At 65.5% G+C, this 20,723-nt stretch carries 18 protein-coding genes and 1 tRNA gene; 13 read left to right on the top strand and 6 right to left on the bottom strand.

The window, feature by feature from the left end:
* Nucleotides 1-8: 8 nt before the first annotated feature.
* A complete protein-coding gene (locus ACIP1U_RS03860; protein WP_400312014.1) occupies nucleotides 9-1,112 on the bottom strand; it encodes an aromatic ring-hydroxylating dioxygenase subunit alpha in 1,104 nt (367 codons plus the stop codon).
* Between the two features lie 390 nt (nucleotides 1,113-1,502).
* On the opposite strand from ACIP1U_RS03860, the gene ACIP1U_RS03855 reads away from it, so the two are divergent.
* From ACIP1U_RS03855 to folE2, 4 genes are all read left to right on the top strand, one after another.
* Nucleotides 1,503-1,805, top strand: coding sequence for an exodeoxyribonuclease VII small subunit (locus tag ACIP1U_RS03855; protein ID WP_400312010.1), 303 nt, complete (start codon nucleotides 1,503-1,505; stop codon nucleotides 1,803-1,805).
* Complete coding sequence (locus ACIP1U_RS03850; protein ID WP_400312007.1) at nucleotides 1,802-2,686, top strand: polyprenyl synthetase family protein; 885 nt, start codon at nucleotides 1,802-1,804, stop codon at nucleotides 2,684-2,686. The genes ACIP1U_RS03855 and ACIP1U_RS03850 overlap by 4 nt, the downstream gene beginning before the upstream one ends.
* A gap of 43 nt (nucleotides 2,687-2,729) precedes the next feature.
* Nucleotides 2,730-4,646 (top strand): 1-deoxy-D-xylulose-5-phosphate synthase, encoded by a 1,917-nt coding sequence (dxs, locus tag ACIP1U_RS03845; protein WP_400312005.1) that lies wholly within the window; start codon nucleotides 2,730-2,732, stop codon nucleotides 4,644-4,646.
* A 248-nt stretch (nucleotides 4,647-4,894) separates the two neighbouring features.
* Nucleotides 4,895-5,698 (top strand): GTP cyclohydrolase FolE2, encoded by an 804-nt coding sequence (folE2, locus tag ACIP1U_RS03840; protein ID WP_400312002.1) that lies wholly within the window; start codon nucleotides 4,895-4,897, stop codon nucleotides 5,696-5,698.
* Nucleotides 5,699-5,763: 65 nt separating this feature from the next.
* On the opposite strand, the gene tsaD is transcribed toward folE2, so the two are convergent.
* Complete coding sequence (gene tsaD / locus ACIP1U_RS03835) at nucleotides 5,764-6,798, bottom strand: tRNA (adenosine(37)-N6)-threonylcarbamoyltransferase complex transferase subunit TsaD (protein WP_400312000.1); 1,035 nt, start codon at nucleotides 6,796-6,798, stop codon at nucleotides 5,764-5,766.
* A gap of 155 nt (nucleotides 6,799-6,953) precedes the next feature.
* On the opposite strand from tsaD, the gene ACIP1U_RS03830 reads away from it, so the two are divergent.
* From ACIP1U_RS03830 to dnaG, 4 genes are all read left to right on the top strand, one after another.
* Nucleotides 6,954-8,213, top strand: a complete 1,260-nt coding sequence (locus ACIP1U_RS03830; protein ID WP_400311997.1) for an NAD(P)/FAD-dependent oxidoreductase — start codon at nucleotides 6,954-6,956, stop codon at nucleotides 8,211-8,213.
* Nucleotides 8,214-8,346: 133 nt separating this feature from the next.
* On the top strand, nucleotides 8,347-8,559 hold the full coding sequence (gene rpsU, locus ACIP1U_RS03825; RefSeq protein ID WP_400311994.1) for a 30S ribosomal protein S21: 213 nt from the start codon (nucleotides 8,347-8,349) through the stop codon (nucleotides 8,557-8,559).
* Between the two features lie 126 nt (nucleotides 8,560-8,685).
* Complete coding sequence (locus ACIP1U_RS03820; RefSeq protein WP_209805514.1) at nucleotides 8,686-9,135, top strand: GatB/YqeY domain-containing protein; 450 nt, start codon at nucleotides 8,686-8,688, stop codon at nucleotides 9,133-9,135.
* Between the two features lie 201 nt (nucleotides 9,136-9,336).
* A complete protein-coding gene (dnaG, locus tag ACIP1U_RS03815) occupies nucleotides 9,337-11,157 on the top strand; it encodes a DNA primase (RefSeq protein WP_400311991.1) in 1,821 nt (606 codons plus the stop codon).
* 92 nt (nucleotides 11,158-11,249) lie between these two features.
* On the opposite strand, the gene ACIP1U_RS03810 is transcribed toward dnaG, so the two are convergent.
* Complete coding sequence (locus ACIP1U_RS03810) at nucleotides 11,250-11,606, bottom strand: hypothetical protein (protein ID WP_400311988.1); 357 nt, start codon at nucleotides 11,604-11,606, stop codon at nucleotides 11,250-11,252.
* A gap of 19 nt (nucleotides 11,607-11,625) precedes the next feature.
* Here ACIP1U_RS03810 and rpoD point away from each other — a divergent pair, with 19 nt between their 5' ends.
* Entirely contained in the window at nucleotides 11,626-13,899 is a 2,274-nt protein-coding gene (gene rpoD / locus ACIP1U_RS03805; protein WP_400312815.1) for an RNA polymerase sigma factor RpoD, read from the top strand.
* A gap of 10 nt (nucleotides 13,900-13,909) precedes the next feature.
* Nucleotides 13,910-13,988 (top strand) — tRNA-Ile (locus ACIP1U_RS03800).
* A 56-nt stretch (nucleotides 13,989-14,044) separates the two neighbouring features.
* Here the strand turns inward: ACIP1U_RS03800 and ACIP1U_RS03795 are convergent.
* Nucleotides 14,045-14,554: a deaminase gene (locus ACIP1U_RS03795; protein ID WP_400311985.1), complete on the bottom strand. Its 510-nt coding sequence runs from the start codon at nucleotides 14,552-14,554 to the stop codon at nucleotides 14,045-14,047.
* A gap of 30 nt (nucleotides 14,555-14,584) precedes the next feature.
* Complete coding sequence (locus ACIP1U_RS03790; RefSeq protein ID WP_400311982.1) at nucleotides 14,585-15,943, bottom strand: nucleobase:cation symporter-2 family protein; 1,359 nt, start codon at nucleotides 15,941-15,943, stop codon at nucleotides 14,585-14,587.
* A 132-nt stretch (nucleotides 15,944-16,075) separates the two neighbouring features.
* Between ACIP1U_RS03790 and ACIP1U_RS03785 the strand changes: the two genes are divergently transcribed.
* Together ACIP1U_RS03785 and ACIP1U_RS03780 are read left to right on the top strand one after the other, a co-directional pair.
* On the top strand, nucleotides 16,076-16,996 hold the full coding sequence (locus ACIP1U_RS03785; protein ID WP_400311979.1) for a LysR family transcriptional regulator: 921 nt from the start codon (nucleotides 16,076-16,078) through the stop codon (nucleotides 16,994-16,996).
* Between the two features lie 105 nt (nucleotides 16,997-17,101).
* Entirely contained in the window at nucleotides 17,102-17,455 is a 354-nt protein-coding gene (locus ACIP1U_RS03780) for a DUF1428 domain-containing protein (protein ID WP_029045558.1), read from the top strand.
* Nucleotides 17,456-18,013: 558 nt separating this feature from the next.
* Here the strand turns inward: ACIP1U_RS03780 and ACIP1U_RS03775 are convergent.
* Nucleotides 18,014-18,793 carry an IclR family transcriptional regulator C-terminal domain-containing protein gene (locus tag ACIP1U_RS03775; RefSeq protein WP_400311976.1) on the bottom strand — a complete coding sequence of 260 codons (780 nt, stop codon included), beginning with the start codon at nucleotides 18,791-18,793 and terminating at the stop codon, nucleotides 18,014-18,016.
* Between the two features lie 181 nt (nucleotides 18,794-18,974).
* Here ACIP1U_RS03775 and ACIP1U_RS03770 point away from each other — a divergent pair, with 181 nt between their 5' ends.
* Nucleotides 18,975-20,618, top strand: a complete 1,644-nt coding sequence (locus ACIP1U_RS03770; protein WP_400311974.1) for an acyl CoA:acetate/3-ketoacid CoA transferase — start codon at nucleotides 18,975-18,977, stop codon at nucleotides 20,616-20,618.
* Nucleotides 20,619-20,723 lie beyond the last annotated feature (105 nt).

Raw genomic sequence — 20,723 nt, 5'->3', positions numbered from 1 at the left:
CCCCCGGTCTAGCCCTGGTACGACATGGCGCGCCGATACCACTCGTGGAAGTGCTGCATGCCATCTTCCATCGGCGACTGGTACGGCCCGACCTCGCTGGTGCCGCGCTTCATCAGCGCCAGGCGGCCGGCGTCCATGCGCTCGGCGATCTCGTCGTCCTCGATGCAGGTTTCCATATAGGCGGCGCGCTCGGCCTCGACGAACTCGCGCTCGAACAGCGCGATCTCCTCGGGGTAGTAGAACTCCACCACATTGCGGGTCTTGCGCGGGCCGAGCGGATGCAGCGTCGAGATCACCAGCACGTTCGGGTACCACTCCACCATGATGTTGGGGTAGTAGGTCAGCCAGATCGCGCCGTGCTTGGGCAGCACGCCATTATTGAAGCGCAGCACCGCGTCGTGCCATTTCTGGTACGTCGGGCTGCCGGGACGCTTCAGGCCGGCGTGCAGGCCCACGGTCTGCACGCTGTGCCACTCGCCGAACTCCCACTTCAGGTCGTCGCACGAGACAAAGCTGCCGAGTCCCGGGTGGAACGGCACGACATGGTAGTCCTCCAGGTAGACCTCGATAAAGGTCTTCCAGTTGTAGTCACAGTCGTGCACCTCGACGTGGTCGAGCATGTAGCCGTCGAAGTTCAGGTCCTGCGCCACGCCCAGTCGGGCCAGGTCGGCGCGCACGTCGCGCTTGCCGTCGAACAGCAGGCCGTTCCAGTTCTGCAGCGGCGAGCGCTTCAGGTGCAGGCACGGCTGCTGGTCGAAATGCGGCGCGCCGAGCAGTTCGCCCTTCAGGTCGTAGGTCCAGCGGTGCAGGGGGCAGACGATGTTCTGCTTGTTGCCGCGGCCATTGAGCATGATGGCCTGGCGGTGGCGGCATACGTTGGACATCAGCTCGACACCGGCGGCGTTGCGCACCAGCATGCGGCCCTCGTCCTCGGCCTTGAGCGTGTGGTAGTCGCCGACTTCGGGAACCATCAGTTCGTGGCCGACGTAGCCCGGACCTTGCCTGAACAGCAGTTCCAGTTCTTGTTGGTGCAGCGCTTCGTCGAAATAGACGTCGACGGGCAGTTGCGTATCAGCCGGCGCGAGCTTAAGCGCGGTGCTGAGATTGGACATTATCCCCACTCCCAGATGAACAGGTGAAAGCAGTGAACAACCCAACCATCGAAAATTGAATCGATTTGGGAAAGACAGCCGCAGGTTTGCAAGGATGCGTCAGACCCTCGCGGCGAGCGGGAGATTGTACCCGACCCAAAAAGTTAAGGGACTGATTTTTTTGCCTTTTTAGCGAAAAAGTCGACCCGGGTCGTCATCGGGGTGCCGTACCGGCCGCATTCGGAAAGACGACCCGAGCGCACAAGTCACATATGCCCCGACTGCACTCCTGTGGTACGCCGTTGCGGTCCACTCGCGCATGCTCAAGGATGGGGCAAGCGCCGGCTTTGGCGTAAAATCCGGGCTTCCCCATCCGGGTTTTCCCCCGGCGCCATATTTTCAGGGCCCTACATGCCAAAGACGACGACCGCTGCGGTCCAGACCGAAGACACCATCACGGCCTCCGCGCCTCCCGCTTCCTATGAAGCGGCGATGGCCGAACTCGAGACCCTGGTGGCCAGCATGGAGAGCGGCGAACTGCCGCTCGAGGCCTCGCTGGCGGCCTACCGCCGCGGCGCCGAGCTGGTGCGCTACTGCCAGCAGAAGCTGGAGCGCGTGGAGCAGCAGGTCAGGGTGCTGGAGGGCGAGGTGCTGAAGCCGCTCGCCGGCGACGGCAACGGGGCCAACGGTGCGCAGGGGGCGGACGAGGCATGACCGATTTCGCCCAATGGACGCAGGCGCAGGGCGCCCGAACCGAAGCCGCGTTGCAGGCGGCGTTGCCTGACGCCAACACCGTGCCGCATACGCTGCATGAAGCCATGCGCTATGCTGCACTGAGCGGCGGCAAGCGCGTGCGGCCGCTGCTGGTGCATGCTGCCGGCGAGGTCAGCAGGGCCGACTCCGCCGCCTGCGATGCCGCGGCCTGCGCGGTGGAGATGATTCACGCCTACTCACTGGTTCACGACGACATGCCGTGCATGGACGACGATGACCTGCGCCGCGGCCGGCCCACCGTGCACAAGGCTTACGACGAGGCTACCGCGCTGCTGGTGGGCGACGCGCTGCAGACGCAGGCCTTCATCGTGCTGGCCGGCGCCGAGGTACTGACCCCCGCGGCACGGCTGAAGCTGGTGGCCGAGCTGGCGCAGGCATCAGGTTCGACCGGCATGGCCGGCGGCCAGGCGATCGACCTGCAGAACGTGGGCCACGCCATGACGCGCGACGCGCTCGAGGCCATGCACCGGATGAAGACCGGTGCGCTGCTGCGCGCCAGCGTGCGCATGGGCGCGCTGTGTGGCGAAATCGACGCCAACGGGCTGGCCGCGCTGGACAAGTATGCGGCGGCGGTGGGATTGGCGTTCCAGGTGGTTGACGATATTCTGGACGTCACCGCGGATACCGCAACGCTGGGCAAGACCGCCGGCAAGGACGCGGCGCACGACAAGCCGACCTACGTGTCGCTGATGGGGCTGGCAGCGGCGCGCGACCTGGCCGCGGCGTTGCGCACCGAGGCGCATGCGGCGCTGGCCGGCTTTGGCAGCCGCGCGGCCCGCCTGGCCGACCTGGCGGACCTGATCGTGCTGCGCACACACTGAAATGACGAGCCGGACGCAAGAATCCGGCGGCCGAACGGACACTATGACCTACGCACTCCTCAAGAAGATCGACGCCCCCGCAGACCTGCGCAAGCTGGACCGGCGCGAGCTACAGACGCTGGCCGAAGAGCTGCGCGCCTACGTGCTGGAATCGGTCTCGCAGACCGGCGGGCACCTCTCTTCGAACCTCGGCACGGTCGAACTGACCATCGCGCTGCATTACGTCTTCAACACCCCCGATGACCGGCTGGTGTGGGACGTGGGCCACCAGAGCTACCCGCACAAGATCCTGACCGGGCGCCGCGAGCGCATGGGCACGCTGCGCCAGTGGGGCGGCATCTCGGGCTTCCCGCGCCGCAGCGAGAGTGAGTACGATACCTTCGGCACCGCGCATTCGTCGACCTCGATTTCGGCTGCGCTGGGCATGGCCCTGGGCGCACGCACGCTGGGCGAAAAACGCGTTTCGGTGGCCGTGATCGGCGATGGCGCCATGACCGCGGGCATGGCCTTCGAGGCGCTGAACAATGCCGGCGTGTACAAGGACCTGCCGCTGGTGGTGGTGCTCAACGACAACGACATGTCGATCTCGCCGCCGGTGGGCGCGCTCAACCGCCACCTGGCGCGGCTCTTGAGCGGCCAGTTCTATGCGGCCACCAAGAAGGGCATCGAAAAGGTGCTGTCGGTGGCGCCGCCGGTGCTGGAATTCGCCAAGCGCTTCGAGGAACACGCCAAGGGCATGATGGTGCCGGCGACGCTGTTCGAGGAATTCGGCTTCAACTACATCGGCCCGATCGACGGCCACGACCTGAACTCGCTGGTGCCAACGCTGCAGAACATCCGCGAACGCGCGCTGGAAGGCGCCGGCCCGCAGTTCCTGCACGTTGTGACCAAGAAGGGGCAGGGCTACAAGCTGGCCGAGGCGGACCCGATCCTGTACCACGGCCCGGGCAAGTTCAACCCGGCCGAGGGCATCCGTCCTGCCGCCAAGCCGGCGCGCAAGACCTATACGCAGGTGTTCGGCGAATGGCTGTGCGACATGGCCGCCGCCGACAAGCGCCTGGTCGGCATTACTCCGGCGATGCGCGAAGGCTCGGGCATGGTCGAGTTCGAAAGGCGCTTCCCGGACCGTTACTACGACGTCGGCATCGCCGAGCAGCACGCGGTGACCTTCGCCGGCGGCCTGGCCTGCGAGGGCCTGAAGCCGGTGGTGGCGATCTACTCGACCTTCCTGCAGCGCGGCTATGACCAGCTGATCCACGACGTGGCGCTGCAGGACCTGCCGGTGTTGTTCGCGCTGGACCGCGCCGGCCTGGTCGGCGCCGACGGCGCCACCCACGCGGGGGCCTACGATATCGCCTACCTGCGCTGCATCCCCAACATGATGGTGATGACGCCGTCGGACGAGAACGAGTGCCGCCAGCTGCTGACCACGGCGTTCCATCAGGATTGCCCTACCGCGGTGCGCTACCCGCGCGGCTCGGGCCCAGGCGCGGCGATCGCCGCCGAACTGGCCGGCGTGCCGGTCGGCAAGGGCGTGGTGCGCCGCGAAGGCGCTGCGCGCGCCGGCCAGCGCGTTGGCTTCCTGGCCTTTGGCTCGATGCTGCATCCGGCCCTGGGCGCGGCCGAGGCGCTGGATGCGACCGTCGCCGACATGCGCTTCGTCAAGCCGCTCGACGTGGAACTGGTCAAGCGCCTCGCCGCCGAGAATGACTTCCTGGTCACGGTGGAAGAAGGCAGCGTGATGGGCGGCGCGGGCAGCGCCGTGCTGGAAGCGCTGGCCGAAGCCGGCATCGATATCCCGGTGCTGGTGCTGGGCCTGCCAGACCGCTTCGTCGACCATGGCGACCCGGCCTACCTGCTGCAGCAGTGCGGGCTCGATGCGGCCGGCATCGAGCGCTCGGTGCGGCAGCGCTTCGGCCTGGACCAGCCCAAGGTCACTGTCGCTTCGCGCGTGGCCTGACCGCTGCCGGCGTATTCCCGCGCGGGTGGCTGAGATCACCCGCGCCGGCTAAGGGGATTCGGCCCTCGGCAACGAGTGCGTCCGAATTCCCTTAAACTCCCCCTTTTTGTGTTCGCAGCTGCGGGTCGGCGCACCCTGTGCCGGGTCCCGTGGTTTCACACTCGTTGCGCGGCATGGATGGACTGCGAAAATGCCGCGACCGTAAGGACCTGTGCCAACCGCTGGCGCAGCCCTGGAGGAAACCGTAGATGAATGACATCAATCCCGCCTTCGTGATGCCCGACGTCCAGTCGAGCCTCGACACCCGCCAGATCCCCATCCAGCGCGTTGGTGTCAAGGGCGTGCGATATCCCGTGACCCTGAAGACCCCGACCGGCATCGTGCCGAGCGTGGGTACCTTCAACCTCGACGTGCACCTGCCGGCGGACCAGAAGGGCACGCATATGTCGCGCTTCGTCGCGCTGCTGGAGGAAGAGCGTGCGCCGCTGGAGCTGGCCAGCTTCCGCCTGCTGCTCGACAAGATGCTGGAAAAGCTGGAGGCCGAGGCGGGCCGCATCGAGGTCACCTTCCCGTACTTCATCAGCAAGATCGCGCCGGTGTCGGGCGTGCAGTCGCTGCTGGACTACGAGGTCACGCTGACCGGCGAAGTGCGCAACGGCCTGACGCGCGTGTTCCTGAAGGCGATGGTGCCGGTGACCAGCCTGTGCCCATGCTCGAAGAAAATCTCGCAGTACGGCGCGCATAACCAGCGCTCGCACATCACGATGGACGTGGAACTGGCCGCAGAGCTGCCGGTGGAAGCGCTGGTGCGGATGGCCGAGGAAGAGGCGTCGTGCGAACTGTGGGGGCTGCTCAAGCGCCCGGACGAGAAATTCGTCACCGAGCGTGCATACGAGAACCCCAAGTTCGTCGAAGACCTGGTGCGCGATATCGCGATGCGGCTGAACGCGGATGACCGTATCGTCGCGTATGTGCTGGAGGCGGAGAACTTCGAGTCGATCCACAACCACAGCGCGTATGCGGTGATCGAGCGGGACAAGCGGGCGAATTGATCCGGTTGCCGCCGAAATGGAAAAAGCCACCGCATGCGGTGGCTTTTTCTTTGGCGAGGGAGTCGTCAGGCTGCGGACGGCAGCCGGATATCCGCAAGATCCCACCTCGGCGTCACGCCATAGCCATACTCGCGCCGCGCCAGCTCCGGCGCCGCCTGCAACCGCATCGCGCCGGCAAACGCAATCATCGCGCCGTTATCGGTGCAGAACGCCAGGTCCGGGTAATACACGTCGATCTTGCGTTGCTTGCCGAGCTGGTCCAGCCGCTCGCGCAACTGTCGGTTGGCGCCGACGCCGCCGGCCACCACCAGCCGCTTGTGGCCGGTCTGCTTCAGCGCCGCGAACGACTTGGCCGCCAGCACATCGACGATCGCATCGACAAAGGCCCGCGCCAGGTTGGCCCGATCCTGCTCGCAGGTATTGGACAGCTTGCGGGTTTGCGTCAGCACCGCGGTCTTCAGCCCCGCGAAGGAAAAATCGAGATTGCCCGAATGCAGCATTGGCCGCGGCAGCGCAAACGCGCCCGGCGTGCCGAACTCGGCCAGCCGCGACACTTCCGGTCCGCCGGGATACCCCAGGCCGAGCAGCTTGGCGGTTTTGTCGAAGGCCTCGCCCGCGGCATCGTCCAGCGTCTCGCCCAGCAGCGTGTAGTCGCCGACGCCGCGAACATCCATCAGCTGGGTATGCCCGCCCGACACCAGCAGCGCCACGAACGGGAACGGCGGCGGCTCGCGCGTCAGCAACGGCGACAGCAGGTGGCCTTCCAGATGGTGCACGCCGACCATCGGCACGTTCAGCGCAAAGCCCAGGGCGTTGGCGACCGAGGCGCCGACCAGCAGCGCGCCGGCAAGGCCCGGTCCCTGGGTAAAGGCGATGGCGTCGATGTCCTGGCGGGTGCGGCCTGCGTCGGCCAGCACCTGCTCGAGCAACGGCAGCACACGGCGGATATGGTCGCGCGAGGCAAGTTCGGGGACCACGCCGCCGTAATCGCGGTGCATGGCGATCTGCGAATGCAGTGCATGCGCCAGCAGGCCGGCCTCGGTGTCGTAGAGGGCCAGCCCGGTTTCGTCGCAGGAAGATTCAATGCCGAGGACAAGCATGAGGAAGAAGCTGAACGCCGCCGCAAAGGCGAAACGGCTGTCGAAACAACAAGTTGCAGGAAGCGCGCAGGGTAGCACAGCGGCGCGCGGCGCGCTTTTCGCTACAATCTGCCCTTTCTTGAGCGGTGGCAACAGATGGATTGGCGAGGCAAGCAATGAGCGGGGCGACGGGAACCCGGACGGGCCGGTATGACGTGGCCGTGCTGGGCGCGGGCGCGGCCGGCATGATGTGCGCCGCCGTCGCCGGCCAGAACGGTGCCAGCGTGGTGCTGGTCGATCACGCCACCAGGCTGGCCGAGAAAATCCGCATTTCCGGCGGCGGCCGCTGCAACTTCACCAACCTGCAGGCGGGGCCGGCCAACTACCTGTCGTCCAATCCGCACTTCTGCCGTTCGGCGCTGGCGCGCTACACGCCGCAGGACTTCCTCGACCTGATGCGCCGCCACGGCATCGCCTGGCATGAGAAGCATCGCGGCCAGCTGTTCTGCAATGACAGCGCCGAAGACGTGATCGCCATGCTGCGCGCCGAATGCGACACCGGCCGCGTACGCTGGCAGACCGGCTGTTCTGTGACGGAAATCCGCCGCGAGGGCGACGACTTCCTGCTGCTGACCTCCACCGGCACGATCCGCGCCGGCGCACTGGTGGTGGCGACCGGCGGCCTTTCGATCCCCAAGATTGGCGCCACCGACTTCGGCTATCGCATCGCGCGCCAGTTCGGGCTGGGCATCGTCGAAACGCGGCCGGCGCTGGTGCCGCTGACCTTCGACGGCAAGGACTGGGCCCCGTTCGCGCCGCTGGCCGGCGTGTCGCTGGAGGTGGATGTCGTCACCGGCAACGGCAAGACGGCCGGCGCGTTCCGCGAAGACTTGCTGTGGACCCACCGTGGGTTGTCAGGCCCGGCGGTGCTGCAGATCTCGAGCTACTGGAAGCCGGGCACGCCGATCGCCATTGACCTGTTCGACGGCGAAGACGCGGCGGGGTGGCTGCTGGAGCAAAAGGGCGGCAGCCGCAAGCACCTTGGCAACCTGCTGGCGCAGCGGCTGCCGGCGCGGCTGGCCGACGCGTGGTGCGCGGCCGCCGGCGCTGACGCCGCCATGCCGCTGCACGATGTCACGGACAAGGCGCTGCGCAAGCTTGGCGCATCGCTCAACGACTGGCGCATCGTGCCGTCGGGCACCGAAGGCTACCGCAAGGCCGAAGTGACGATCGGCGGCGTCGATACCCGCACCTTGTCCTCGACGACCATGATGGCGCGCGAGGTTCCAGGGCTCTACTTCATTGGCGAAGTGGTCGACGTGACCGGCTGGCTGGGCGGCTACAACTTCCAATGGGCCTGGGCCTCCGCCGTCGCGGCAGGCAAGGCGGTGGCGGAGGCCAGACGCAGCGCGGACGCCGGGCAGCCAATGGCCTGATCGTTGGGTCGGTTTGAGACTTAAGCAGCACTTTTCGGGTGTCCATTGCGCGCCACTTCCGTGCTCTGGGCTTGGTGCTACAATCCAAAGCTTCGTAAAGCCGCTATCCCGAAAATCTTTATTTTCTGGCCAAATGACTACGATCCGCCTCAAGGAAAACGAGCCTTTTGAAGTCGCCTTGCGCCGTTTCAAGCGCACCATCGAAAAGAACGGGCTGATCCCCGAATTGCGGGCCCGCGAGTTTTACGAAAAGCCCACTGCCGAGCGCAAGCGCAAGAAGACCGTCGCTGAAAAGCGACAATACAAGCGCATCCGCAGCCAGATGCTGCCGAAGAAGCTGTACTGAACCGGGCCTCGCGCTTGCACCAACCCGCTGTGGCGCACGCTTCGGCGGGTTTTTGCGTTATGGGCCTTGCAGCGAGCGGCTCTCGCCGCCACCTGTGAGTGTCCGCCCACTTTCTGGAAGATCACAATGTCCCTCAAAGCCCGTATCAGCGAAGACATGAAGACCGCCATGCGCGCCCGCGAAGCGGAGCGCCTCGGCACCATCCGCCTGCTGCTGGCCGCCATCAAGCAGCGCGAGGTCGACGAGCGCACGGAGCTTGACGACACCGCCGTGCTGGCCGTGGTCGAGAAGCTGATCAAGCAACGCAAGGACTCGATCTCCCAGTTCCAGCAGGCTGGCCGCAACGACCTGGCCGACAAGGAGCTGGCCGAAGTCGAGGTGCTGAAGGTCTACATGCCCGCCGCACTGTCGGAGGCCGAAGTCGCCGCCGAGGTCCAGCAGGCGGTTGCTGCCACCGGGGCAGCCGGCCCTCAGGACATGGGCAAGGTCATGGGCGTGCTCAAGGGCAAGCTCGCCGGCCGTGCCGACATGACGGCCGTGTCGGCGCTGGTCAAGGCGGCGCTGGCTCCGAAGTAAGTGCTGATTTAACCAGATATAGGTGTGATGAGCGCCGAATCGTTGGGATTCGGCGTAAATGCACGGAGTTGATAAACATTGCGGGCGGCCTGAGCGCGCTGCACTACAATGTTCCGATAGCAACCGGGCGTCGCACCGGTCACGCATTCCTAGAAATTGCCTCCCGTCGCGGGACGGCCAAGCCTCAGGACGGTCAGTCGGGTGATTCCGCAATCCTTTATTCAGGACCTGCTCAACCGTGTCGACATTGTCGATGTGGTGGGCAAGTATGTGCAGCTGAAGAAGGGCGGCGCGAATTTCATGGGGCTGTGCCCCTTTCATAACGAGAAGTCGCCGTCGTTCACGGTCTCGCCGACCAAGCAGTTCTATCACTGCTTCGGGTGCGGCGCGCATGGCTCGGCCATCGGTTTCCTGATGGAGTATTCCGGGCAGTCCTACCCGGAGGCGGTGCGCGAGCTGGCGCAGTCGGTCGGCATGACCGTGCCGGAAGAGCGCGACCGCCTGCCGCCCGGCCAGCGCGCCGAGCAGCAGGCCCGTTCGGTGGCGCTGTCCGACGCCATGACCCGCGCGACTGATTTTTTCCGCCGCCAGCTGCGCACTGCGCCACAGGCGATCCAGTACCTGAAGGGACGCGGGCTGACGGGCGAGATCGCCGCGCAGTTCGGCCTGGGCTATGCGCCAGATGACTGGCAGGGGCTGGAGGCGGTGTTCGGCAGCTATCGCGATGACAATATCGCCGCACCGCTGGTCGAGGCTGGCCTGCTGATCGAAAGCGAAAAGCGCGATCCCGACGGTAAGCCGCGGCGCTATGACCGCTTTCGCGACCGCATCATGTTCCCCATCCGCAACACCAAGGGGGCCGTGATCGGCTTCGGCGGCCGCGTGATGGGGCAGGGCGAGCCCAAGTACCTGAACTCGCCCGAAACCCCGCTGTTCAGCAAGGGCACCGAACTATATGGCCTGTTCGAGGCGCGCCATGCGATCCGGGAAACCGGCTACGTATTAGTGGTCGAAGGGTATATGGACGTCGTGGCACTGGCTCAGCTCGGTTTTGCCAATGCCGTCGCTACCCTCGGCACGGCATGCACCCCCGTGCACGTGCAGAAGTTGCTGCGCCAGACCGACGCGGTGGTGTTCTCGTTCGATGGCGATGCCGCCGGCCGTCGTGCGGCGCGACGGGCACTTGAAGCCTGCTTGCCGCATGTGGCCGACAACAAGACCATCCGCTTCCTGTTCCTGCCGGCCGAGCACGATCCCGACAGCTACGTCCGCGAAGAGGGGACCGAGGCTTTTGCCACGCAGGTGCGCAACGCCATGCCGCTGTCGCGCTTTCTGCTGCAGTCGGTGACCGAGGAGCTTGACCTGCGCCAGCCCGAGGGGCGCGCCCGCGCCCAGTACGAGGCCAAGCCGCTGCTGCAGGCGATGCCGGCCGGCGGCCTGCGGTTACAGATTGTGCGCGAACTTGCCGATGCAACGGGTACGACTCCTGCCGAGATCGAGGCCATCTGCGGCCTGCGCAGCGATCCGGCCCGTGTGGGCCGTTTCGAGAAGCCGCGCCCGCGGGCAAGGCGACAGGCACCGACCGGCCTCGAGCAGCGCGTGATCCAGTTGCTGATGTGCTATCCGGCACTGTCGGCGCGGCTCGACGAAGACGCGCGTGCCCTGCTGCTGGATGGCGAGGGCGGCATGGGCGCGGAGAGCGAAGTGCTGACGCACCTGGTGTCGACGTGCGACGGCCTGCAGGGCGAGGTGAATTTCGCGGCGTTCAGCGAGCAATTGGCCCAGTCGCCATACGCCGAGTTGTATGCGGCCGCGCGCACCGCCGTGCTGAAGGAAGAGATCGAAGAGGCGCCTGCCACACAGGAGTTCGATGCCGCCATCACCAAGCTGCTGGCCGAGCCATTGCGGCGCGAACTCGACATGCTGCAGGCCGAAGTGGTGGCCGGAACCGCCGATGAGGCGGCCAAGCAGCGCATGCGCTGGCTGGTGGGCGAGATCCACCGGCGGCGTCAACTTGGCTGAAGCGTCGCGGCGCAACGGCTATCAACCGGGAGACAGGTTCAGGCGTTCGATGAGGGGCTAGGCCGGCGCAGCCGAGCTTAAGCCTTGATTTTTCAGGTGAAAACCCCACCTGACAGGAAGCCGGCTATCCGTGGCGTGCTACAATAGGCGGTTTGGATTGCGAAATCTTTCTTCCCAGTTCTGGTGAAAGTGAGCGTGCCAATGGCAAAGGCCAAAGCAACCGAAAAGGTTACAACGAAGGCTCCCCAATCAGGGAGCGGCAAGGCGTCTGCGAAAACGACGGCGGCGAAGACATCGACCGCGCCAGTCAAGACACCAGCCAGGTCTGCGCCATCCAAGTCCGTGCGTAGCGCGAAAGCGCCCGCCGTGACGACTCCTGCCAGGACTCGCACATCCAAAGAAACACAGGCCTCGACTTCGGCACGCGAGGGCGCCAGTACGAGCGGCAAGGTTGCCGTGTCTGCACCAGTGAAAGGCAAGAGTATCACCGTGGCGAAACAGCAGAATACCGAAGTCGAGAGCAAGCGAGCGGCAGCAACCGGCGCCAAGAGCGGAGCCGCCAAGGCGGACAGCACCGCGACGGCATCCAAGGCGCGCACCGCGACCCCTGCATCCGTTGCATCCGAGCGTCCCGCTGCCCCGGCAATCAAGCCGGAGCCGAAAAAGCGCGGCCGCAAGCCCAAGGCCGAGATGCAGCACGACGACAGCACAACAGACGACGTGACTGAAGAGTTTTACGAGAACGACGTGCGCGCCGCGACGCCCGCAGCCGCGCCGAAGACCGAAAAGCAGAAGGCCAAGGACCGCAAGGCCAAGGAAAAGGCCCTGCTCAAGGAGTTCGCCTCGACCCAGCAGGGGACCGAAGAGGAGCTCGAGCTGCGTCGCCAGAAGCTCAAGGCGCTGATCAAGCTCGGCAAGTCGCGCGGCTACCTGACCTACGCGGAAATCAACGATCACTTGCCGGACGACATGGTCGATTCGGAAACGATCGACACGCTGGTCGCCACGCTGAACGACATCGGCATCGCTGTCTACGAACAGGCGCCGGATGCCGAGACGCTGCTGCTCAACGACAACGCCCCCTCCGCCACCAGCGAGGAAGAAGCCGAGGAAGAGGCCGAGGCGGCCCTGTCCACGGTGGACTCCGAGTTCGGCCGCACCACCGACCCGGTACGCATGTACATGCGTGAAATGGGCACGGTCGAGCTGCTGACCCGCGAGGGCGAGATCGAAATCGCCAAGCGCATTGAAGCCGGCCTGAAGGACATGGTGATGGCGATCTCGGCATGCCCGGTCACCATCTCCGAGATCCTGGCCCACGCCGAGCGCGTGGCCAACGACGAGATCAAGATCGACGAGTTCGTCGACGGCCTGATCGACCCGAACGCCGACGAAGCCCCGGAAACCCCCGCGGCCGCGGCCGCAGCGTCCGAAGACGAGGATATCGAGTCAGACGACGAGGAGGAAGGCGACGAGGACGATGACGACGAAGGTGGCGCCGGCGCCGGTGCCTCCGCTCGCCAGCTGGAAGAACTGAAGCAGAACGCGCTGGAGAAATTCCGCGTGATCGCCGAGCAGTTCGACAAGATGCGCCGTGCCTTCGAGAAAGAGGGCTACAAGTCCAAGCCTTACGTCAAGGCACAGGAAGCCATCCAGGCCGAACTGATGGCGATCCGTTTCACCGCCCGCAATGTCGAGCGTCTGTGCGACACGCTGCGCGGCCAGGTGGACGAAGTGCGCAAGCTCGAGCGCTCGATCCTGAATATCGTGGTCGACAAGTGCGGCATGCCGCGCTCGGAGTTTGTCGCCCGCTTCCCGGGCAACGAGACCAATCTCGAGTGGATCGGCACCGTGGTGGCCGACGGCAAGGGCTACAGCGCCATCGTCGAGCGCAACGTGCCGGCCGTGCATGAGCTGCAGCAGAAACTGATTGACCTGCAGTCGCGCGTGGTGCTGCCGCTGAAGGAGCTGAAGGGCGTCAACCGCAAGATGGCCGAGGGCGAGCGTCGTGCCCGCGAAGCCAAGCGCGAGATGACCGAGGCCAACCTGCGCCTGGTGATCTCGATCGCCAAGAAGTACACCAACCGCGGCCTGCAGTTCCTCGACCTGATCCAGGAAGGCAACATCGGCCTGATGAAGGCGGTGGACAAGTTCGAATACCGCCGCGGCTACAAGTTCTCGACGTACGCCACGTGGTGGATCCGCCAGGCCATCACGCGCTCGATCGCCGACCAGGCGCGCACCATCCGTATTCCGGTGCACATGATCGAGACGATCAACAAGATGAACCGCATCTCGCGCCAGATCCTGCAGGAAACCGGTAATGAACCGGATCCGGCAACGCTGGCCGAGAAGATGGAGATGCCGGAAGACAAGATCCGCAAGATCATGAAGATCGCCAAGGAACCGATCTCCATGGAAACGCCGATCGGTGACGACGACGACTCCCATCTGGGCGACTTCATCGAGGACACCAACACGCTGGCCCCGGCCGAAGCGGCGCTGCACGGCTCCATGCGCGACGTCGTCAAGGACGTGCTGGACTCGCTGACGCCGCGCGAAGCCAAGGTGCTGCGCATGCGCTTCGGCATCGAAATGAGCACCGACCACACGCTGGAAGAGGTCGGCAAACAGTTCGACGTTACGCGTGAACGGATCCGCCAGATCGAGGCCAAGGCGCTGCGCAAGCTGCGCCACCCGAGCCGCTCCGACAAGCTGAAGAGTTTCCTGGAAGGCAACTGAACGCTTCCAAGGGCCTCTAGCTCATGCCTGGTTAGAGCAGCGGACTCATAATCCGTTGGTGCCGTGTTCGACTCACGGGAGGCCCACCAATGCTGAAAAAAGGGGTTACGGTGAATGCCGTAGCCCCTTTTGGTTTTGCCGCGAGTTACTTCCAGAACCCCACATGCGGCTGCGCCGCTTCCTCCTCCAGCACCGGCCCGATCACCTCCACCTGTCGTTGCCCGCGCGCAAACACTTCACGGCATGGTAACGAGAAGGTGGGATTCTCCGGGTGGTCACCAGTCAGCCCCAGCAGGCTGTGCTCGGGAAGCGCATAGACCACGCGCCCAATGCCGGTCCAGTACACCGCCCCAGCGCACATGCAGCAAGGCTCGGCACTGGTGTACAAGGTGCAGTCGGCCAGCTTTTCCGGTGGCAGCGCGCGGGCGGCCTGTGCAGCGGCTACCAGTTCGGCGTGCTGGGTCGGGTCGCCTTCCGGCGGCATCGAGTTGTTGCCGGCGCTGGAGATGATATTGCCGTCCTTGTCGGCGACCAGCGCGGCAAACGGATGGCGGCCACGGGCCTTGGATGTGTCCGACAGCCTGATGGAATGGCGCAGCAACTCAAGGTCGAGCGGCGACAGTTCGTTGCCTGACGGGTCGGTCATTCGGGTCATGCTGGATATCTCCGGGTTGGGGGAAAAGACTCAGGAAAGGGAAGGGTGGTCGGACTCCGCCGCCATCGGCGCGGATTCCGCATGGGACTGCGTGGCGTTGCCGTTGAGCAATACGTTGAGCAGGATCGCAGTCATGCCGCCCAGGAAAATCCCGCTTTCCAGCACCAGCTTGAGCGTGCCGCCCACATGCTCGAAAAGCGCGGGGAATGACATCGGCAGCACGCCCACGCTGACCGAGACGGCAACGATGATGGCGTTGCGGGTGCCGTCGAATTTCACCCGCGACAGTTCCTGGATGCCGGCGACCGTGGTCATGCCGAACATCACGATGGCGCAGCCGCCCAGCACCGGCCGTGGTACCGAGGCAATCAGCGCGCCGAGCTTGGGAAACAGACCCATCAGCACCATGATCGCGCCAGCGGCGGCCACCACGTAGCGGCTCTTGACGCTGGACAACGCGATCAGTCCGGTGTTCTGCGTGAAGGCGTTGTACGGGAAGCTGTTGAAGATGCCGCCCAGCATGGTTGAAAGACCGTCTGCACGGAAGGCGTTGCCAAGCGTTTCCCGCGTGGATGGCTTGCCGACGATCTGGCCGATGGCGAGGCAATTGCCGGTGGTCTCCGCCATGATCACCAGCATCGCCAGGATCATGACCAGCGTTGGCGCAATGCCGAACTGAGGCAAGCCGAAGGCGAAGGGCGGGCTGATCTCGAACCATGCCGCGCTGCCGACATGGGCAAAGTCGGTGAGACCGAATGCGGCGGCGATTACTGTCCCGGCGAACAGGCCCAGCAGCACCGCAAGATTGCCGATAAAACCCCGAAAGCGCGCATAGATGAACAGCGTGATGGCAATCGTGGCGGCGCCGAGCAGCAGGTTCGGCATGCTGCCGAAATCCGGCGCGCCGGGATTACCGCCACCGAGCCAGATTGCCGCGGCCGGCATCAGCGAAATGCCGATGATGGTGATCAGGCTGCCGATCACCACTGGCGGAAAGAAGCGCAGCAGGCGGCTGAACACCGGTGCCAGCGCGATGGTGGCGGCGCCGGCGGCGATCACCGCGCCGAATACCATGGCCAGGCCGTATTGCTTGCCGATCATGATCATCGGTGCCAACGCGATAAAGGAACAGCCCTGGATCATCGGCAGCCGCGCGCCGAACTTCCAGACGCCCAGGCACTGGATCATGGTGGCAATGCCGGAGGTCAGCAGGTTGGCGTTGATCAGCGTAACCACCTGCGCCGCCGACAAGCCGAGCGCGCTGCCCAGGATCAGCGGCACGGCCACTGCGCCGGCGTACATCACCAGCACGTGCTGCAGGCCAAAGCTGGCCAATTGGCGCAGCGGAAGGATTTCGTCGACCGGATGCACCGGCTTGGGGGTGTTCATGCGCTTGTCTCCTCTGTTGTGTGCTGGAACGGAGCGGTGTTTGCGGTGGCGCGTCCGTTGCGGCATGATCTGCGCAACGTCATCGAGACAACAAATCAATATCTATCGATCCAGTCGATAGGTTGGGAGGCAATGATGCGCTTCTCGCTGGACCAGTTGCAGGTTTTTGCCCTGGTAGTGGAGACTGGATCGTTCTCCGCGGCGGCACGGCGGCTGGGCAAGACCCAGTCGACCATCAGCGCGGCGGTGGCGAACCTGGAGATCGACCTCGGCGTGCCGCTGTTCGACCGCAGCAGCCGCAACCCGGCGCTGACCGAGGCCGGCGGCAAGCTGCTGGCCGAAGCCGAGGCGGTGCTGGAACGCTGCCTGTCGCTGCAGGCCCACGCCGCCAGCCTGTCCGACGCCAATCCCTGCGGGCTGACGCTGGCGATCGAGATCCCGTACAACGCGGTAATGCCCGTGCTGGCGGAGTTCGAGCGGGAATTCCCGTACGTCGACCTGATCATCCGCAACCCCGTGTATGGCGATGTCAGCGAACTGGTGCTGCAGGGCGAGGCCGAATTGGGCATTGCCTTCTCGCAGCCCGGCTATCCGCCGGAACTGGCCTTCATGCAGCTGGGCAAGCTGATCATGTCGCACGTCGTGCATCCCGACCACCCGCTGGCCGCGCGGGCCCAAGTGTCCTTCGCCGACCTGCATGCGTACCGGCGCTTGGCATTCAGTGCACATGCCGACAAGCTGCCCACCTCCGAGTATCTGTGCGCTGCCCGCGTCTGGCGCGCGGAGAACTACCTGGCGTTGCTGGAAATGGTGAAAAGCGGCTTGGGCTGGGCCACGTTGCCGCGCCAGCTGGTGCGCACCGCGCTGGACCACGGCGAACTGGTCGAACTGGATCTGTCCGCCTATCCGTACACCGACTGGCTGGTCAGCGTGGACCTGCTGTGGGCACGCTCCGGGCGGCCACAGGGGCGCGCCGAGCAGTGGCTGCGGCGGCGCTTCCAGGAAAACATGGTGTTCGAGGCTGACCGCCGCGGTCAGCGCACCACGCGTTGACGTGAAGGGCGCGATCCATGGAGGAACCTCGGCCCATGTAACGATGGACTAAGGTATTCGGATGCAAGGCGTTTGCAACCGTTCAACCCGACGAGGAGTCAGATCATGTCTTATATCGACGGATTCTTGCTGGCCGTGCCGCAGGCCAATCGCGAAACCTACCGCCAGGTGGCGCAGAAGGCCGCAGCGGTGTTCAAGGAGCACGGCGCGCTGAAGGTGGTGGAATGCTGGGGTGACGACGTGCCGGAAGGAAAGGTGACGTCCTTCACCATGGCGGTCAAGCGCAAGGACGATGAAGCGGTGGTGTTCTCCTGGATTGTGTGGCCGTCAAAGGAGAAACGCGACACCGGCATGAAGGCGGCGATGGAAGACCCGCGCCTGAAGGAAGGGATGGATCCGATGCCGTTCGATGGCCAGCGGATGATCTACGGCGGCTTCGAGGTGATTGTCGACGAGTAAGGCGCCGGGCGACAAACACCGCGCCGGCGTGGCGGCGCGGTGCCCGGTGAGTTCAGGTCAGATCAGGTGGAAGACCATGCCGAGAGCGATCGCGCCGCCTACGGTTTCCACTGCTGCGAGGGCAAGCAGGTTCTTCAGTACGAATGCGTCTTCTTTTTTCGTCACCATGGTCTGTCTCCCGGTCATTGGAATCGTCTTGGTGCTTCATCGACTGCGGCGCTGGCGATTGCCGTGCCTGTCAATGTGATACCAGTAGACCTCATGGGCGGCGTGATCGGAAGCTGGCGGAAACCCGCTCGGAGAAAACCCCGATTCCAGGCCGGGCAAGTGCGAGTGATGATTGACAGGCTTTGCAGGTGGCATTAGCCACGCGCCGCCCGTGCTATGTTGTCAACCGTACAAAGACCCGCATTTGGGGGATGTGGGCCTTGGAACGATCGGACAAGATCACTGTGTGGGTGATCGGAAGGTTGCCCCGCTACCACTTAAGCCCCGCTGCCCTCCCCGGCACGCGGGGCTTTTTCATGGCCAGGCGGCCAGCTGGAACGATGGCAAGCCTCAGCGCGCCTGCAGGATTGCTTCGATCTGTCCGGCGGCGTCGCGCAGCGGTCCCAGGAAATGCCGTTCCAGATGCGCCCGATCGCGGCTGCCCAGCACCATGCTGAACCCCAGTCCCGCCACGACCTTGCCGGCCTGGTCGCGCAGCGGCACCGAGATTCCCGCATAGCCGTCCACCAGTTCGCTGATTAGCACGCAATAGCCGTCGCTACGCACCTGCCGCAACGTGCGCGCCAGCGCCGTGCGCGAGCTGATGGTGAACGGCGTCAGCTTGCGCAGTGTGGTGCCGTCCAGGCAGGCCGCCAGCGCGTCGTCGTCCAGCCCGGCCAGCAGCACGCGGCCGAGCGAATGCGCGTAGGCCGGCATACGCCGTCCCAGCGCCATGTCGACGCGCAGCAGCTGGCGCGGCTCTTCGCGCGCCACCAGCACCACCGACTCGGCGTCGAGCACCCCCACGGAGCAGGATTCGCCCAGCGCCCCGCACAATTCCTGCAGGTAGGGGCGCGCCATCTGTGGCAGGGTCATCGAGGCAAAGTAGGCATAGCCGAGCTCCATCACGCGCGGCGTCAGTGCGAAATGGCGGCCGTCCTGCGCCACGTAGCCATTGTGCTCCAGCGTCAGCAGCAGCCGGCGCGCCGCGGCGCGGGTGACGTCGAGTTGCTCGGCCACGTCCTGCATGGTCAGGCGTTCCGCGCCGCCGGCGAACAGGCGCAGCAATGCCAGCCCCTTGCTCAGCGACTCCAGCAGTTCGTCTTTCTTGGCGGCTTCGGCTTGTGGCATGTCGGTCGAGGCGGGGAATGATGAAAAAATGATTCGGAAAGCACGCGATTTTCCATGCCTCGCCGGTCTTGCGCCAGCCTCTGACATTTCCGTATGATATGCATTTTGCGAACAAATGTTCGCAAAATAAAAAGCACAAGCCGTCCCCGATGCCGGGGCGAGACTAGAACCGGAGACAGCGATGAAGGTAATCACCTCACGCGAAGCGGCCGCCCTGGTGCAGGACGGCTGGACCGTGGCCAGCGCAGGGTTTGTCGGCGCCGGCCATGCCGAGGCCGTGACCGAGGCGCTGGAGCAGCGCTTCCGGCAAAGCGGCCTGCCGCGCGACCTGACGCTGGTGTACTCGGCCGGGCAGGGCGACCGCGGCGCGCGCGGCGTGAACCACTTCGGCAATGCCGGCATGACCGCCAGCATCGTCGGCGGCCATTGGCGCTCGGCCACGCGGCTGGCCACGCTGGCGATGGCAGAGCAATGCGAGGGCTACAACCTGCCGCAAGGCGTGCTGACGCACCTGTACCGCGCCATTGCCGGCGGCAAGCCCGGCGTGCTGACCAGGATCGGCCTGCACACCTTCGTCGACCCGCGCACCGGCCAGGATCCGCGCTATCACGGCGGCGCCGTCAACGAGCGCGCGCGCCAGGCGCTGGCCGAGGGCAAGGCGTGCTGGGTCGAAGCAGTCGACTTTCGCGGCGAGGAATACCTGTTCTATCCCAGCTTCCCGATCCACTGCGCGCTGATCCGCTGCACCGCCGCCGATGCGCGCGGCAACCTGAGCACGCACCGGGAAGCCTTCCACCATGAACTGCTGGCGATGGCGCAGGCCGCGCACAACTCCGGAGGCATCGTGATCGCGCAGGTGGAAAGCCTGGTCGATCACCACGAAACCCTGCACGCTATCCACGTGCCCGGCATACTCGTCGATTACGTGGTGGTCTGCGACAACCCCGCCAACCACCAGATGACGTTTGCCGAGGCGTTCAATCCGGCCTACGTCACGCCGTGGCAGGGCGAGGCTGCCGCGGCTGCGCTAGAGGCCGAGCAAGCCGCCTCGGTGCCGGCCACGGGCGGGGCGCTTGACGCGCGCACCATCGTCCAGCGGCGCGCAGCGATGGAGCTGGCCCGGCGCGCGCCCCGCGTGGTCAATCTCGGCGTCGGCATGCCGGCCGCAGTCGGCGCGCTGGCGCACGAGGCCGGGCTGAGTGGCTTCACGCTGACAGTCGAGGCCGGCCCGATCGGCGGCACGCCTGCCGACGGCCTTAGCTTCGGCGCCTCGGCCTATCCGGAAGCGGTGGTCGACCAGCCGGCGCAGTTCGACTTCTACGAAGGCGGCGGCATTGACCTGGCCGTCCTTGGGCTGGCCGAGCTCGATGGCCACGGCAACGTCAATGTCAGCAAGTTCGGTGAGGGCGAGGGCGCGCTGATCGCCGGCGTCGGCGGCTTCATCAACATCACGCAGAGCGCGCGCGCCGTGGTTTTCATGGGCACGCTCACGGCGGGCGGGCTGGAAGTCCGGGCCGGCGACGGCGAGCTGCAGATCGTGCGCGAAGGCCGCGTGAAAAAGATTGTGCCGGCGGTCTCGCACCTGAGCTTCAACGGCCCGTACGTGGCGTCGCTGGGCATCGCGGTGCTGTACATCACCGAGCGTGCGGTGTTCGAGATGCGCGCGGGCGATGACGGTGAGCCGCGGCTCACGCTGGTCGAGATCGCGCCCGGCGTCGACCTGCAGCGCGACGTGCTCGACCAGTGCGCCACGCCGGTGGCGGTCGCGCCGGACCTGCGCCAGATGGATGCGCGGCTGTTCCAGGCCGGCACCATGCGCCTGTAGTCGCGCATCCCATGCAACCCGCATCGATCAGACGGGCCGGCCACGACCGGTCCGCGAGGAGACACGCCCAGCCCTGTATGACGTCATTGATCCGCTCTCGCTTTG

The sequence above is a fragment of the Cupriavidus sp. NPDC089707 genome (genome assembly GCF_044748965.1).
Taxonomy (GTDB): Bacteria; Pseudomonadota; Gammaproteobacteria; order Burkholderiales; family Burkholderiaceae; genus Cupriavidus.
This window is presented reverse-complemented; position numbering and strand designations above follow the sequence as displayed.